This window comes from Rhodococcus sp. OK519 (assembly GCF_003051005.1).
GTDB lineage: Bacteria > Actinomycetota > Actinomycetes > Mycobacteriales > Mycobacteriaceae > Prescottella.
The window spans coordinates 209,645-224,295 of the sequence record NZ_QAOW01000003.1 but is presented as its reverse complement, the minus strand read 5'-3'; the positions used below and the strand labels follow the sequence as shown (position 1 = coordinate 224,295).

Annotated in this window: 15 protein-coding genes; 12 read left to right on the top strand and 3 right to left on the bottom strand. The window is 68.4% G+C overall.

The genetic code is table 11. The annotated features are described in order from the left end of the window. The first annotated feature begins 36 nt into the window (after nt 1–36). From C8K36_RS11120 to C8K36_RS11110, 3 genes are read left to right on the top strand one after another with little or no spacing between them, the layout of a single operon-like run. A complete protein-coding gene (locus C8K36_RS11120; protein WP_107984539.1) occupies nt 37–261 on the top strand; it encodes a phosphopantetheine-binding protein in 225 nt (74 codons plus the stop codon). Between the two features lie 7 nt (nt 262–268). Further along, on the top strand, nt 269–1,528 hold the full coding sequence (gene entS, locus C8K36_RS11115) for an enterobactin transporter EntS (RefSeq protein WP_107984538.1): 1,260 nt from the start codon (nt 269–271) through the stop codon (nt 1,526–1,528). Between the two features lie 31 nt (nt 1,529–1,559). Then, nucleotides 1,560–3,389 carry a siderophore-interacting protein gene (locus C8K36_RS11110; RefSeq protein WP_107984537.1) on the top strand — a complete coding sequence of 610 codons (1,830 nt, stop codon included), beginning with the start codon at nt 1,560–1,562 and terminating at the stop codon, nt 3,387–3,389. 90 nt (nt 3,390–3,479) lie between these two features. On the opposite strand, the gene C8K36_RS11105 is transcribed toward C8K36_RS11110, so the two are convergent. After that, nucleotides 3,480–4,844 carry an MFS transporter gene (locus C8K36_RS11105; RefSeq protein WP_107984536.1) on the bottom strand — a complete coding sequence of 455 codons (1,365 nt, stop codon included), beginning with the start codon at nt 4,842–4,844 and terminating at the stop codon, nt 3,480–3,482. Between the two features lie 189 nt (nt 4,845–5,033). Here C8K36_RS11105 and C8K36_RS11100 point away from each other — a divergent pair, with 189 nt between their 5' ends. Then, entirely contained in the window at nt 5,034–5,528 is a 495-nt protein-coding gene (locus C8K36_RS11100) for a glutathione peroxidase (RefSeq protein ID WP_107984535.1), read from the top strand. A gap of 98 nt (nt 5,529–5,626) precedes the next feature. Next, complete coding sequence (locus tag C8K36_RS11095; RefSeq protein ID WP_107984797.1) at nt 5,627–6,331, top strand: DUF2334 domain-containing protein; 705 nt, start codon at nt 5,627–5,629, stop codon at nt 6,329–6,331. A gap of 9 nt (nt 6,332–6,340) precedes the next feature. Here the strand turns inward: C8K36_RS11095 and C8K36_RS11090 are convergent, their stop codons facing one another. Both C8K36_RS11090 and C8K36_RS11085 read right to left on the bottom strand, forming a co-directional pair. Further along, nucleotides 6,341–7,003 (bottom strand): MBL fold metallo-hydrolase, encoded by a 663-nt coding sequence (locus C8K36_RS11090; RefSeq protein WP_107984534.1) that lies wholly within the window; start codon nt 7,001–7,003, stop codon nt 6,341–6,343. A gap of 111 nt (nt 7,004–7,114) precedes the next feature. Further along, nucleotides 7,115–7,762, bottom strand: a complete 648-nt coding sequence (locus C8K36_RS11085; protein WP_107984533.1) for an MBL fold metallo-hydrolase — start codon at nt 7,760–7,762, stop codon at nt 7,115–7,117. Between the two features lie 141 nt (nt 7,763–7,903). Between C8K36_RS11085 and purS the strand changes: the two genes are divergently transcribed. The 7 genes from purS to purL all read left to right on the top strand — a co-directional run bounded on the left by purS (nt 7,904) and on the right by purL (nt 14,648). Continuing rightward, nucleotides 7,904–8,140: a phosphoribosylformylglycinamidine synthase subunit PurS gene (purS, locus tag C8K36_RS11080; RefSeq protein WP_031936471.1), complete on the top strand. Its 237-nt coding sequence runs from the start codon at nt 7,904–7,906 to the stop codon at nt 8,138–8,140. Continuing rightward, the gene (gene purQ, locus C8K36_RS11075) at nt 8,137–8,814 is read left to right on the top strand and encodes a phosphoribosylformylglycinamidine synthase subunit PurQ (RefSeq protein ID WP_107984532.1); all 678 of its coding nucleotides are present in this window, start codon (nt 8,137–8,139) and stop codon (nt 8,812–8,814) included. The genes purS and purQ overlap by 4 nt, the downstream gene beginning before the upstream one ends. 119 nt (nt 8,815–8,933) lie before the next feature. Continuing rightward, nucleotides 8,934–10,061: a dihydrodipicolinate reductase gene (locus tag C8K36_RS11070; protein WP_107984796.1), complete on the top strand. Its 1,128-nt coding sequence runs from the start codon at nt 8,934–8,936 to the stop codon at nt 10,059–10,061. Then, nucleotides 10,058–10,537, top strand: a complete 480-nt coding sequence (locus C8K36_RS11065; protein WP_107984531.1) for a carboxymuconolactone decarboxylase family protein — start codon at nt 10,058–10,060, stop codon at nt 10,535–10,537. The genes C8K36_RS11070 and C8K36_RS11065 overlap by 4 nt, the downstream gene beginning before the upstream one ends. 32 nt (nt 10,538–10,569) lie before the next feature. After that, the gene (locus C8K36_RS11060) at nt 10,570–10,920 is read left to right on the top strand and encodes a VOC family protein (RefSeq protein ID WP_107984530.1); all 351 of its coding nucleotides are present in this window, start codon (nt 10,570–10,572) and stop codon (nt 10,918–10,920) included. 24 nt (nt 10,921–10,944) lie between these two features. Further along, nucleotides 10,945–12,237 (top strand): M18 family aminopeptidase, encoded by a 1,293-nt coding sequence (locus tag C8K36_RS11055; RefSeq protein WP_181319506.1) that lies wholly within the window; start codon nt 10,945–10,947, stop codon nt 12,235–12,237. A gap of 131 nt (nt 12,238–12,368) precedes the next feature. Then, nucleotides 12,369–14,648: a phosphoribosylformylglycinamidine synthase subunit PurL gene (gene purL / locus C8K36_RS11050; RefSeq protein ID WP_107984528.1), complete on the top strand. Its 2,280-nt coding sequence runs from the start codon at nt 12,369–12,371 to the stop codon at nt 14,646–14,648. The last annotated feature ends 3 nt before the right edge of the window (nt 14,649–14,651 follow it).

Below are 14,651 nucleotides of genomic sequence, written 5' to 3'. Positions count from 1 at the left end.
CCGACCCCAGACCTCAGTAAACAAGGGAGATAGAACATGTCACTCGACCGCGACACGATCCTCGCCGACACGGCACAGATCCTGGATGTGGACGTCGCCGAGATCGACCTCTCGGTGAGCCTGGTGGACCAGGGCCTGGACTCGGTGCGGCTGATGGCACTCGTGGAACGCTGGCGCGATTCCGGAGCGGATGTCGACTTCGTGTCGCTCGCAGCAGAACCCGACCTCGAGCAGTGGTTCGCGCTGCTCGACCCGCGGTGACCCGCCTGTGGCACTTCTGGAGAGGCTGAGCCTCGACCTCGACCCGCTGCGGACCAGTCGCGAATTCCGGTACATCTTCACTGCGCGTGTGGTGTCGCTGTTCGGACTCGGCTTCCTCATCGTCGCGGTCCCGCTGCAGGTCTACGAGATCACCGGGTCCACCGCGCACGTCGCGGCGGTGTCGACGGTGCTGGGGATCACGACGTTCGGTGCGACCTTCGCGGGCGGAATCCTCGCCGACCGGTACGACCGGCGCCGGGTGATCGCTCTCGCTCGGGGATGCGCGGGCCTCGCGTTCGCGGTTCTCGCGGCCAACGCCTTCCTGCCCGACCCGAAGCTGTGGGTGGTCTACCTCGCCGCGATCATCGACGGTGTCTGCGGGGGCATCTCGGCTACCGTGCTGATGTCTGTCACCCCGACCTTGTTGCCGCGCAGCAAGATGGCTGCGGCGGGCGCGCTCATGGCGCTCACCGGCGATCTGGGCGCGATGATCGGGCCGGCGCTCGGTGGCGTCGTGATCGCCTCGGGTGGAGTGGGATCCGCGTTCGCCCTGGCCGCGATCACCACAGCGGTCACGACGTTCTGCATCACCCGGTTGCCGTCGCTGCCGCCGCCGCGGTCCGCCGGCGAGTCACCGCTGCGCGCGGTCGCCAGTGGATTCCGCTATGCGGCGTCGCAGCGCGTCATCGGTGGCGTGCTCGTATGCGGCTTCGTGACGATGCTGCTCGCCGGGTGGGCTGTCCTGATCCCGGAGTACGCGGCCGAGGTGCTGGGTGTCGGCGCATCGGTGACGGGTCTGCTCTACGCCGCGCCGGCGGTGGGCGCCGTGCTCGGTTCCCTCACCAGCGGATGGACCGGCACCGTGCGCTGGTCGGGTCGAGCGGTGTTCGTGGGCATGCTGCTCTCGGCGGCCGGTCTCATCGGCGCCGGAGCGACCGCAGCCCTCGCCGTCACCGTGATCGGTCTGGCGGCCCACGGATTCGGCGAGGCGATCGCCGACATCCTGCGCTACTCGATCGTCCAGAAGCACACCGCCGAGGAGTACGGCGCGCGTATCGCGGGTGTGTGGTCGGCCCAGGTCACGGCAGGCGCATCGGTGGGGGCTGTCGCCGCCGGTGTCGTCGCGGCACTGGTACCGATCGAGGCGGCACTCGCGGTCTACGGCGCCACCGGCCTGGTGGCGACCGTCGTGCTGGCTGTCACCTTCAAGCGGCTGCGGCGCTTCGACGAACACGCACACGTCGTCGACGAGCCCAGCCGGGTGTAATGACGAATGTCACTAGAGAGAGGGCTTTTCGATGGCAGCGACCGTCCGTGAGGTCGAGGTGTTTCCGATCTGCATCCGGGAGGTGGAGGTCCTCCGGGTCGAGGACGTCACCCCGGGCATGCGCCGCGTGACGGTGGGTGGTCCGGCAATGGACAGCCACATTCGTGACGGTGTCCGGCTGCCCGCGGTGTGCACCAACGGCTTCGACGACGACATCAAGCTCCTGCCGGTGGATCCGACGACCGGCGTATTGCCGTTCGACGTGCCGCGGAACACCGACACCGGTGCGGTCGACTGGCCGGCCGGATCGTTCCAGTACAGCCGGACCTACACCGTCCGCAGCTACGACGCAGAAACACGCGAGATGGCGATCGACTTCGCGGAGCACGAGGGGGGACTGGCTTCCGACTGGGCGTATCGAGTGCGTCCGGGGGAGACGATCCTGATGGCCGGGCCCAAACATTCCTCCAGTCTGCCGCTGGAAGCCGAGTGGATGCTCGTCGCGGGCGACCAGACGGCCCTGCCCGCCATCGCCCGCTGTCTCGAGATGCTGCCTGCGGATCTGCCCGCGACGGTGATCATCGAGGTCGCGGAACCGTCGCATCGTCAGGAACTGAAGTGTGCGGCACCGGTGGACATCACCTGGCTGTTCCGGTCCGAGAACGGCGGCGAGTCGCGTCTGGTCGAGACCACTCAGGCGGTCGAGTGGCGGCCGGGGCAGCCCTACCTGTGGGTCGCGGGTGAGGCACTGACGATCAAGCCGCTACGCCGGTGGGCGAAGCAGGACAGGGCGATACCGAAGCAGTTCGTCGAGATCGCCGGGTACTGGCGGCACCGCGAGGTGGTGCACCCCGACGGGAGGCCGCAGGGGATCGAGGCGGAGGCTGTGCCCGACGCCTACGAACGGCTGCACGAGATGTCGGAACTGTTGCCGCCCCTGGTGATCCGGGCGGCGGTCACGGTCGGGGTGTTCGCCGCGGTCGAGGGTGGTGCCGCGACGGCGGCGGACATCGCGGCCGAGTGCGGCACGCACCCGGCCGCCACGGCGAAGTTGGTGCGCCACCTCGCGCTGATGGATCTCCTGACGGTGGACGGCGAGCGCGTCGGGCTCACCGAGATGGGGTCGATCCTGGCCGACCCGGACACGTTCGCCAGCCAGGCTCTGCACTTCGGGAAGGTCCACACCCGGCTCGACATGGCGTTTCTGGGGTTGCTCGAGACGATTCGCACCGGAGCGCCCGGCGTCGGTCACAGCTTTGCCGACAAACAGCGCGAACCTGGGTTCGCGGACGATTTTCACGAGGAAGCAGCAGCGGGTGCGGTCTATCGCGCGCCGGCGCTACCGGATTCGGTGGATCTCGACGGGGTTCGCACCGTCGCGATCTACGGTGAGGGCGCCGGGGTGTATGCCGACACCCTCGCACGGGTGCGGCCCGATCTCGCGATCTCCCTCGTGGGCCTGCCCGCGTTGAACGAGCGCAACGCGGGCGACGTGGCGGAGTCGCGACGCGGTCGAATCGAGCGGGTCGACCGCAGCGAATTCACGCCTCTCGCGCACTCGGTCGATCTCGTCGTCGCGGTCGACCTGGTCGACGGACATCCCGATCCCGACGCACGTCTGCTGATCGGTGCGCTCGGTGCATCCGCTCGTCGGGTCGTGCTCGTCACCGACCTGCTCGACCCGCAGACCACCGACGATCACGCGACCGAGGACGACCTGCTCAAGCTGTGCCTGTACGGATCGGGCCGACGCACCGAGGCAGAGCTGTCCGCCCTGATTGCGGAGGCGGGCTGCGGTACAACACGATTCGGTTCACTCGGGTGGGGTTCCACGCTCGTGGAGTTCGCCGGAACGAGCTGACGGCACAATCGCGTCGGCGATTCACGTGAACGCGAAGTGCGGTGCCACCCGAAACAGGTGGCACCGCACATTCACTGTGGCGCGCTCGTGTCAGCGGTTCGTGACGAGATCCTTCTCGCCGTCACCGGCGGCGTCGACCTTCGCTGCACGCTTCTTGGCCAGCGTCTCCTTCGACAGGAACACGGCCGCACCGGACGCGACGGTGAGGGCGATGAAGTACCACGCGATGTTGCTCGTGCCGCCGTCGTTGCCGAGACCGAAGAGCCAGTTGCAGACCAGTGGCGCAGTTCCCGCACCGAGGACGGAGCCGACCTGGAAGGTCAGCGAGACACCGGTGTAGCGGTCCGCGGTGTCGAACTTCTCGGCGAGGAAGGCGCCGATCGGGCCGTACATCGACGCCTGGATGATCGGGTTACCCACGATGAAGCCGAGTGCCACCAGCCAGTAGCTGCCGGAGTTGAAGAGCAGGAACATCGGGAACACCAGAGCGATCGACACCGCCGCGCCGGCCAGCATGACCTTGCGGCGTCCGTGCCTGTCGGAGAGCCACGCGAAGAACGGAATTGCAAAGATGTGCAGGACGCTCGAGAAGGTCAGCATGTACAGCGCGTCCTGGCGCGGCATCGTTCCCTGCGCGGCGATGTGCGGCACCATCCAGACCGCGAGCATCGCCTGCATGAAGAGTGGTCCGGCGGCGGCCAGGATGCCGTACACGGTGGACGCGGGGTACTTCCGGAGAACGCGCAGGATCGGAGTTCCGGTTTCCACCTCGCCGGCGGCCTGGGCCCGGGCGAAGTCGGGGGACTCGGTGACGCGGTAGCGCATGAACAGGCCCACGATCACGAGGACCGCCGACATCAGGAACGGAACTCGCCAGCCCCAGCTGTAGAAGGCGTCGTCCGGCAGTCCCGAGAAGAGGGCGAGCACCAGCGTCGCGAGGACGGATCCGGTGGGCCCACCGGCGACCGCGATGGACGCGGCGAAGCCTCGCTTGCCTTCGCCGACGTGTTCGGCGGCCATCAGCGTCGCCCCGGCCCATTCGCCACCGACCGCGAGGCCCTGGACGACGCGCAGCGCCACCAGGATCAGCGGAGCCGCGATGCCGATCGTCGCGTAGGTCGGCATCAGGCCGATCGCGACAGACACCATGCCCATCATCAGCAGGGTGATGACCAGGATGTTCTTGCGGCCGAACTTGTCACCGAAATGCCCGAACAGGACGCCACCGATCGGCCGCGAGATGTAGCCGGCCAGCAGGATGACGAACGACAGGGTGGATCCGAGGACCGGATCCATCGAGTCCGGGAAGAAGAGCTTCGGGAATACCAGGCCCGCTGCTGCTCCGTAGAGAAGGAAGTCGTAGTACTCGACTGTCGATCCCAGGAAGCTGGAGATCAGGGCACGGCGAGAGTCCTTCGGAGAGGGCTCCGTATCCGTCGTGTCTTGGGGTTGCATTGCGCTCCTTCAGCCGGCGACCACATCGGTCGACGGCAGAAGCGTTGATTGCGGCGTGTGTCACATCAATCACGCGTTCCGTAGGACGGCACGGTCCCCATTGCCACCTGGCGGAACGGGCATTTCCGTCAATCGGCGCACTCGAGTAGGGTTTCGGCTCCGTCGACGGGATTTCGCTAGGTTGGGCCCATGACGACTCCGTTGCAGAACCTCGAAATCAACACCATCGGCGGTGTGCCGACCAGCCTGGGCGAATACGGTGGGCGTGCCGTTCTCCTGGTGAACGTGGCCTCCAAGTGCGGTCTCACCCCGCAGTACGCGACGCTCGAGAAGTTGGCGTCGGAGTACGCCGAGCGCGGTCTCACCGTCATCGGTGTTCCGTGCAACCAGTTCATGGGCCAGGAGCCGGGCACGCCCGAGGAGATCCAGACCTTCTGCTCCACCACCTACGGCGTCACGTTCCCGCTGATGGAGAAGGTCGACGTCAACGGCGAGAACCGGCACCCGATCTACGCCGAGTTGACGAAGACGGCGGACGCCGACGGCGAGGCCGGCGACATCCAGTGGAACTTCGAGAAGTTCCTGATCGCGCCCGACGGCACCGTCGCGAACCGATTCCGTCCGCGCACCGAGCCCGACGCCCCCGAGGTGATCGCGGCCATCGAGGCCGTCCTGCCCCGCTAGAAGGATCGATTCCGTCGACGGCGCCCACTCGCATTCGTCCACCGGATGTGTAGGTGGGCGCCGTCTGCCGTTCACCTGCGGGTGCCACCCTCGACGACATGACCGGACAGGTGATCGTGTCGGTGTCGGGAATCAGGGAAGAGACGGCCCAGGTGGTCGCGGATTTCGCGGCCGAGATGGACCGCAGATCGGTCCCGCTGTCGCTGCTGGTCGCCCCGCGGCTCGAGGACAAGTACCGGTTGGTCTCCGACGCCGTCACGCAGGATTGGCTGCGCGATCGGCGCGACCGCGGTGACGCGATCGTTCTGCACGGCTACGACCAGGCCGCCACCAAGTACCGCCGCGCGGAGTTCGCGGTGCTGCCCGAACACGAGGCGCGGTTGCGACTGATCGCCGCCGATCGGGTGCTCGAGGAGGTCGGTCTGCGGACCCGACTGTTCGCGCCGCCGCGCTGGGTCGCGTCCCCGGGAGCCGTCGCCGTGCTGCCGAACGCCGGATTCCGGTTGCTGGCGGGCATGACCGCCGTCCGCGACCTCGCGCACGACACCGCCGTGCGCAGCCACGTCATCGGACTGGGCGACGGCTTCCGCGCCGAGCCGTGGCGGTGCCGGGCGATGGTGCTGAGCGCCTCCCGCGGCGCCCGGCGCGGAAGGCTCGTGCGCCTGGCCGTCTCGGCGAAGCAACTCGGCAAGACCGGCCCGCGCCAAACGGTGCTCGACGCCGTCGACCTCGCGCTGCACCACGGTGCAGCGGCCACCGTCTACCGCTGGCCGATGCAGGCTGCCGTGCGCGAGGTGGCGTGAGAGGTCCGGTCAGGACACCTCGGTGCTCGATTCCAACGGAAGAACGCGAAACTCCGTATCGCTTGGACCGAGCGCGGTGTAGCGGCTGTAATGGAGCTTGCGCCCGTGGTCATTGAGCATTCCCTGATGGATGGGCACCGCCACCCGGGGTTTCATGGCCCGCAGGTAATCGATCGCGTCGCCGATACGAAGGAACGGTGCTGCTGCCGGAAACGCGAGGACGTCCACCGACTGTTCCGGGACCGCCTTCGCGGGGACGAACAGCGAATCGCCCGGATGCAGGAACTCGTACGGATTGTCCGCCGTGCCGAGGAAGAACGCAGTGTTGTCGATCAGCGGCATGTCCGGATGGATGACCGCATGCACTCCGCCCGCGCCGGTCGCCCGCACCTTCCCGATCCGGAACTCGTCGCCGGGGAAAACCGCGGTCCACGGGTCGCCGAGCAGTGCAGCCGTCTGTGGGTCCGTGTAGAGAGCCGCATCCGGGTTGCCCTCGACGAGGGCGGGCAGACGGTCGGGATCCGCGTGATCGGGGTGCTGGTGGGTGATCAAGATGGCGTCGAGTCCGGTGATTCCATCGAACCCATGGGAGAAGTCGCCGGGATCGAACAGAATGCGTGCGCCATCCCGCTCGACCAGCAAACAGGAATGGTCGAAGTGCGTGAGCCGCATACCTCAGTATGCGGCGATCCACGGTCGCGATGCCACTGCTCCGGGTGGATTGCCGGGATCGTCCCGGTGCTTGGATCCGGCGCGTGCCGGCGCCGGATCCGCGGGCGTCGGCTACGACACCTCGACGCTCGATTCCTCGGGAAGCACCCGGAATTCTGTTCCGCCCGGGCCCATTTCGGTGAGCCGTCCGTAGTAGATGCCGCGGGCTTCCTTCGCGACCACACCCTGGTGGATCGGGACGGCGACCCGCGGGTGCACTGCGCGCAGATAGTCGACGGACTCGGAGATCTTGAGCCACGGCGCCGCCGCGGGGACCGCGAGGACGTCGACCTTCTGCTCCGGGACGAACAGCGAGTCGCCCGGGTGCATCAACTTGGCCGGGTTCTCGGCGTCACCGAGCAGGTACGCGGTGTTGTCGATCAGCGGGATCTCCGGATGGATCACCGCGTGCGTGCCGCCGGTCCCGGTCACCTGCACCTCGCCGACGTTGAAGACGTCGCCCGGGTACACCGCCGTCCAGGTCTCGCCCAGCATCGCCGTCGTCTGCGGATCGGCGTACAGCCCGGCGCCGGGGTTCGCGTCGACAAGCGCCGGCAGTCGTGCCGGGTCGGCGTGGTCGGGATGCTGGTGTGTGATCAGGATGGCGTCGAGCCCCGTGATCCCCTCGAATCCGTGCGAGAAATTGCCGGGATCGAACAGGATCTTCGCGCCGTCGAGCTCAACCAGGACACAGGAATGGCCGAAGTGCGTCAGTCGCATGAAACGAGTATGCGGGATCACACTCGCGGGCGGGGCGGCGTCGGACCATCACTCGATGCCGAGCGCCGTTTGCCTGAACGGTAAACTCCAGGATGCCCGGTGCGATCCCGGGCGGAACCCAGCCATAGCGAGGAGCAGCACGTGGCCCGTGTCGTTGTCGATGTCATGCCCAAGGCCGAGATTCTCGACCCGCAGGGACAGGCCATTGTCGGGGCGCTGTCCCGACTCGGCCATGCCGGCGTGTCGGATGTGCGTCAGGGTAAGCGATTCGAGATCGAGGTCGACGACACCGTCAGCGACGACGAGCTCGCGACCATCGCCGAGTCGCTGCTGGCGAACACGGTGATCGAGGACTGGAAGGTCACGCGAGTCCAGTGAGCGCGCGCATCGGAGTCATCACCTTCCCGGGCACGCTCGACGACGTCGACGCCGCCCGCGCCGTCCGCCTGGCCGGCGGCGAGGCCGTCAACCTGTGGCACGGCGACGCAGACCTCAAGGGTGTCGACGGCGTCATCGTTCCCGGTGGCTTCTCGTACGGCGACTACCTGCGCTGCGGCGCCATTGCGCGCTTCGCGCCGGTGATGGGCGAGGTCGTCAAGGCCGCCCAGGGCGGCATGCCGGTCCTGGGCATCTGCAACGGCTTCCAGGTGCTGTGCGAGGCAGGTCTGCTGCCGGGCGCACTGACCCGCAACGCCGGTCTGCACTTCGTGTGCCGCGACCAGTGGCTCAAGGTCGAGTCCAACTCGACGGCATGGTCGTCGCGCTACGAGGTGGGCGCAGAGATCCTCGTCCCGCTCAAGTCGGGTGAGGGCCGCTACCAGGCGTCCGAGCAGGCGCTCGACGAACTCGAGGGCGAGGGCCGCGTGGTGTTCCGCTACGTCGGCGACAACCCGAACGGTTCGCAGCGCGGCATCGCCGGCATCGCGTCGGCCAACGGCCGCGTCGTCGGCCTGATGCCGCACCCCGAGCACGCCACCGAGGCCCTGACCGGGCCGAGTGACGACGGCCTGGGCATGTTCTACTCCGCGCTCGAGAGCGTCCTGACGGCCTGATTCGTCGGCACCACCGAGACACCTGAAGGGACCCTTCGGCCGCTACCAGCGACCGAAGGGTCCCTTCGTCTGTGCCGAAGTGGACACGCGCGGCCGCGACCTTCGCTAGCGTCCCGCCCATGATCACCACCGTCGTCTGGGGTACCGGCAACGTCGGACGCGCCGCGATTCGCGCGGTGCACGCGAATCCCCGTCTGCAATTGTCCGCGGTCGTCGTGCACGACCCCGCCAAGGTCGGGCGCGACGCCGGCGACCTCGGCGACGTGGGCGCGGATGTCGGAGTCACGGCGACCGACGACATCGACGCGGTCCTCGCGACCCGTCCCGACGCCGTGGTTTACGCGGCGTCGGGCGACATTCGCCCTGACGACGCGCTCGCCGACATCGTGCGAATCCTGCGCACCGGGGCCGTGGTGGTGACGCCGTCGGTGTACGCGCTCTACGACCACCGCAGCGCGCCGCGCGAGATCCGGGAACCGGTGCTCGACGCGATCACGGCTGCGGGCGGCTCGCTGTTCGTGTCGGGCGTCGACCCCGGGTGGGGCAACGACATCCTGCCGCTGCTGGTGAGCGGCCTCGGGTCCGTCGTGGACGCGGTCCGGTGCCAGGAGATTTTCGACTACTCCACCTACGACCAGCCCGACTCGGTGCGCTATCTCGTCGGCATGGGGCAGCCGATGGAGTACGAGCCGCCGATGATCGCGCCCTCCGTGCCGACGATGGTGTGGGGCGGACAGATCCGGCTGATGGCGCGGGCGCTCGGCGTCGACCTCGACGAGATCCGCGAGACCGTGCAGCGCCGTCCCCTCGAATCGGACGTGACGACGGCGACGATGGGTGATTTCGCCGCCGGGACGCAAGGCGCGCTGCGGTTCGAGGTGCAGGGCATCGTCGGGGGAGTGCCGCGGATCGTCGTCGAGCACGTCACCCGCATCCACCCGTCGTGCGCGACGGACTGGCCGATGCCGCCCGACGGCGGTGCCGGGGCGCACCGCGTGATCGTGGAGGGGCGTCCGCGCATCGAGGTCTCGGTGGAAGCCACCGACGAGGGCGGCAGCCGCGCCGCGGGTGGCAATGCGACCGCCGTCGGGCGACTCGTCAATGCCATCGACTGGCTCGTCGAGGCCGAACCGGGGCTGTACGACGCCCTGGACGTGCCGCTGCGGCCCTCTCCGGCACTGGGATTTTCGGCGACAGGGCCGGTCTCGGCGGGCACACTGGGGGAAACCGGAAGGATTCAGCAATGAGAATCGACATCCCCGAGGGCAAGGACCCCGTCGGCTACGTGTGGGGCGAGATGGTGCCCGGCATCGGTATCGCCGCATCCAAACTGTCGCTGGCGGTCTACTCGCAGTCCACGCTCGCGCTGCGCGAGTTCGAGGCCGCGCGTCTGCGGATCGCACAGATCAACGGCTGCATCGTCTGCATGGACTGGCGCACCGAACGCGACGGCGAGAAGGTCGAGGACGGGTTCTTCGAGGACGTCGAGAACTGGCGCACCACAGACGCTTTCGACGCCCGAACCCGCCTGGCTGCCGAGTACGCGGAGCGGTACGCACTCGACCACCACAACCTGGACGACGAGTTCTTCGCGCGTTTCGGCGAGCACTACAGTCAGCGCGAGCTCGTCGAACTGAGCATGAGCATCGGCTCGTGGATCGTCTCGGGCCGGCTCAACCACGTCCTCGGACTCGACGCGGTGTGCGCGCTGCCGGAACTCTGACGGTTGTCGGACCCACGCGCTAGCGTCCGGTCATGGCACTCACACTCGGCATGATCACGATCGACTCGACCGACCCCGGCCCGCTCGCGAAGTGGTGGGCAGACCTCACGGGCGGCACCATCGAGCAGGAGAACGACGGCTGGTTCTACATGGTCGGGATCCCCGGCTGGGGACAGAAGTTGGGCTTCCAGAAGGTGGAGGATCCGACGCCCGGCAAGAACCGCCAGCATCTGGACCTGGGGTCGTCGGATCTGGACGCGGAGGTCGAGCGTGTCCTGGCCGCCGGTGCCAGCGAGGTGCACCGCGAGAACATGGACGGCTTCCGCTGGGTCACGTTCGCCGATCCGCAGGGTAACCAGTTCTGCGTGTCCGGAGCCCACTGAGCCCGGTACTGCATGATTGTCGGTATGCCATCGATGACGCAGGCAGACGCCCAGGGATTGTGCTCGTTCGTGGACGCCTCGCCGTCTCCGTTCCACGTGTGTGCAACGGTCGCGGCCGAGTTGTCCGAGAACGGATTCACCGAACTGCGTGAGACCGACGCGTGGCCGTCGGCGCCCGGCCGGTACTACCTGATCCGCGGCGGCTCGCTCATCGCGTGGAGCACCGAGGGCGTCCCGGGCGGCGGCCCATCGTCGCCGTTCCGGATCGTCGGCGGTCACACCGACAGCCCCAACCTGCGGGTCAAGCAGCATCCCGACCTCGTGTCGGCGGGCTGGCAGATGGTGGGCCTCGAACCGTACGGCGGTGCGTGGCTCAACTCGTGGCTCGACCGCGACCTCGGTATCTCGGGTCGGCTCAGTGTGCGTGCGGGCGACGCCGTCGAGGAGGTCCTCGTCCGCGTCGACCGGCCGATCCTGCGCGTCCCGCAGTTGGCGATTCACCTGTCCGAGGAACGCAAGGGCGTCCAGCTCGACCCGCAGCGGCACGTCAACGCCGTGTGGGGGACCGGCACGCAGCCGCGCTCGTTCATCGGCTTCCTCGCCGACGAGGCCGGCGTCGCCGCGGACGCGGTGCTCGGCTGGGAGTTGATGACCCACGACCTCGCACCGTCCGCGGTGGTCGGGGAGGACTCGTCACTGGTGAGCGCGCCGCGCCTCGACAACCAGGGCACCTGCTACGCGGGGCTGCAGGCGCTGCTCGCCGCGGTCGCCGAGCCCGGCGAGAGCACCCCGGTGTTGGCGCTGTTCGACCACGAGGAGGTCGGCAGTATGTCCGACCGTGGCGCCTTCTCGGACCTGCTCAACTCGGTACTGGAACGGATCGTGCTGCTGCGCGGCGGTGGTCGCGAGGACTTCCTGCGGGCGATGTCCGGCTCGGTGTGCGCATCCGGCGACATGGCGCACGCGACGCACCCCAACTACCCGGACCGGCACGAGCCCGCGCACCGCATCGACATCAACGGCGGGCCGGTGCTCAAGGTCAACCAGAACCTGCGCTACGCCTCCGACGCCGCCGGGGCCGCCGAGTTCGCGCTGGCCTGCGACCGGGCCGGTGTGCCGATGCAGCGATACGTGCACCGGGCCGACCTGCCGTGCGGCAGCACGATCGGTCCCATCACCGCGTCGCGGACCGGGCTGTCGACCGTCGACGTCGGCGCGCCGCAGTTGGCGATGCACTCGGCTCGTGAGCTGATGGGTGCACGCGACGTCGGGATGTACGCCGACGCGCTCGCGGCTTTCCTGACGCCGGTGCGCTAGCACGGCCGGTCCGGTTACGGAGGTGTGCGCAGCGGGTGCGCAGCGCGTCGGCGCCCCCGGCTAGACTTTGGCGTGGCAGCCCGCCGCCCGGACTGCCGATTCGCTCCCAGAGGGAAGGGACCACACGCCCCGTGTCTCCGCAGGTAGATACCGTCACCAACGCTTCCGCGACTCCCGACGTCGCTCAGCCGTTCAAGGAGCTGGGCCTCAAGGACGACGAGTACGCCCGCATCAAGGAGATTCTCGGCCGCCGTCCCACCGACGCCGAGCTCGCGATGTACTCGGTGATGTGGAGCGAGCACTGCTCCTACAAGTCCTCGAAGGTCCACCTCAAGTACTTCGGTGAGACCACCACCGACGAGATGAAGGCCTCGATGCTCGCCGGTATCGGCGAGAACGCGGGCGTCGTCGACATCGGTGACGGCTGGGCGGTCACCTTCAAGGTCGAGTCCCACAACCACCCGTCGTACATCGAGCCCTATCAGGGTGCGGCCACCGGCGTCGGCGGCATCGTCCGCGACATCATGGCGATGGGTGCGCGCCCGATCGCGGTCATGGACCAGCTGCGCTTCGGTGCGGCGGACCACGCCGACACCCGTCGCGTCGTCGACGGTGTCGTCCGCGGTGTCGGCGGCTACGGCAACTCCCTCGGCCTGCCCAACGTCGGCGGCGAGACCGTCTTCGACGCCTCCTACCAGGGCAACCCGCTCGTGAACGCGCTGTGCGCGGGCGCGATGCGCGTCGAGGACCTGCACCTGGCGTTCGCGTCCGGCGCCGGCAACAAGATCATCCTGTTCGGTGCACGCACCGGACTCGACGGCATCGGCGGCGTCTCGGTACTCGCGTCGGAGACCTTCGACGACAGCGCCGGCGGGCGTCCCAAGAAGCTTCCCGCCGTCCAGGTGGGCGACCCGTTCACCGAGAAGGTGCTCATCGAGTGCTGCCTCGACCTGTACCGCGCCAAGCTCGTCGTCGGCATCCAGGACCTCGGCGGTGCCGGCCTGTCCTGCGCCACCTCGGAGCTGGCCGCAGCCGGTGACGGCGGCATGCACATCGACCTCGACCTGGTTCCGATGCGCGCCACCGGCATGACCGCTGCGGAGGTGCTCTCCAGCGAGTCGCAGGAGCGCATGTGTGCGGTCGTCACCCCCGAGAACGTCGATGCGTTCATGGAGGTCTGCAAGAAGTGGGACGTCCTGGCCACCGTCATCGGTGAGGTCACCGACGGCGAGCACCTCGTCATCGACTGGCACGGCGAGACCGTTGTCGACGCACCGGCCAACACCATCGCCCACGAGGGCCCGGTGTACGAGCGCCCGCTCGCGCGTCCCGACACCCAGGACGCGCTGATCGCCGACACCACCGCGAACCTGAAGCGTCCCGAGACCGCGGACGAGCTGAAGGCCACGCTGCTGAAGATGATCGCGTCGCCGGCGCTGTGCAGCCGCAAGTGGATCACCGAGCAGTACGACCGTTACGTGCGCGGCAACACCGTGCTCGCGGAGAACGCGGACGGCGGGGTCGTGCGCATCGACGAGGAGACCGGACGCGGCATCGCGCTGGCCACCGACGCGTCGGGCCGCTACACGATGCTCGACCCGTACGCCGGCGCGCAGCTCGCGCTGGCCGAGGCGTACCGCAACGTCGCCGTCACCGGCGCCACCCCGAAGGCCGTCTCCAACTGCCTCAACTTCGGTTCGCCGGAGGATCCGGGCGTCATGTGGCAGTTCCAGCAGGCCGTGCGCGGTCTGGCGGACGGCTGTGCGCAGCTCGGCATCCCGGTCACCGGCGGCAACGTCAGCTTCTACAACCAGACCGGATCCACCGCGATCCTGCCGACGCCCGTCGTCGCCGTCCTCGGTGTGATCGACGACGTGCACCGTCGTATCCCCACCGGTCTGGGCCTCGAGCCGGGCGAGACGCTGATCCTGTTGGGGGAGACTCGAGATGAACTCGATGGCTCGATCTGGGCGCAGGTCGAGCACGGCCACCTCGGCGGTGTCCCGCCGAAGGTCGATCTCGAGCGTGAGCGACTGCTCGCCGACATCCTGCTCGCCGGCTCGCGCGACGGCCTGATCTCCGCCGCGCACGACCTGTCCGAGGGTGGCCTCGCGCAGGCCGTCGTCGAGGCGGCGCTGGCCGGCGAGACCGGCTGCCGGATCCTGCTGCCGGAGGATCAGGACCCCTTCGTGACGTTGTTCTCGGAGTCGGCCGGCCGCGTGCTGGTCGCGGTGCCGCGTACCGAGGAAACTCGCTTTACCGCTATGTGCACGGCACGTAACCTTCCGTGGGTGCGTATCGGTGTGGTCGACGAGGGTTCCGACTCCGTCGAGATCCAGGGTCAGTTCTCGGTCACGATGGCCGAGCTGCGGAAGACGCACGAGGCGACCCTCCCGGCCCTGTTTGGGTGATGC

Coding starts and splice junctions, on each gene's coding strand:
- C8K36_RS11120 (WP_107984539.1), top strand. CDS start 37: ATGTCACTCGACCGCGACACGATCCTCGCCGACACGGCACAGATCCTG.
- C8K36_RS11090 (WP_107984534.1), bottom strand. CDS start 7,003: ATGCGGCTCACGCACTTCGACCATTCCTGTTTGCTGGTCGAGCGGGAT.
- C8K36_RS11095 (WP_107984797.1), top strand. CDS start 5,627: ATGACCGGACAGGTGATCGTGTCGGTGTCGGGAATCAGGGAAGAGACG.
- C8K36_RS11110 (WP_107984537.1), top strand. CDS start 1,560: ATGGCAGCGACCGTCCGTGAGGTCGAGGTGTTTCCGATCTGCATCCGG.
- C8K36_RS11105 (WP_107984536.1), bottom strand. CDS start 4,844: ATGCAACCCCAAGACACGACGGATACGGAGCCCTCTCCGAAGGACTCT.
- C8K36_RS11070 (WP_107984796.1), top strand. CDS start 8,934: ATGATCACCACCGTCGTCTGGGGTACCGGCAACGTCGGACGCGCCGCG.
- C8K36_RS11055 (WP_181319506.1), top strand. CDS start 10,945: ATGCCATCGATGACGCAGGCAGACGCCCAGGGATTGTGCTCGTTCGTG.
- C8K36_RS11060 (WP_107984530.1), top strand. CDS start 10,570: ATGGCACTCACACTCGGCATGATCACGATCGACTCGACCGACCCCGGC.
- C8K36_RS11065 (WP_107984531.1), top strand. CDS start 10,058: ATGAGAATCGACATCCCCGAGGGCAAGGACCCCGTCGGCTACGTGTGG.
- C8K36_RS11085 (WP_107984533.1), bottom strand. CDS start 7,762: ATGCGACTGACGCACTTCGGCCATTCCTGTGTCCTGGTTGAGCTCGAC.
- C8K36_RS11100 (WP_107984535.1), top strand. CDS start 5,034: ATGACGACTCCGTTGCAGAACCTCGAAATCAACACCATCGGCGGTGTG.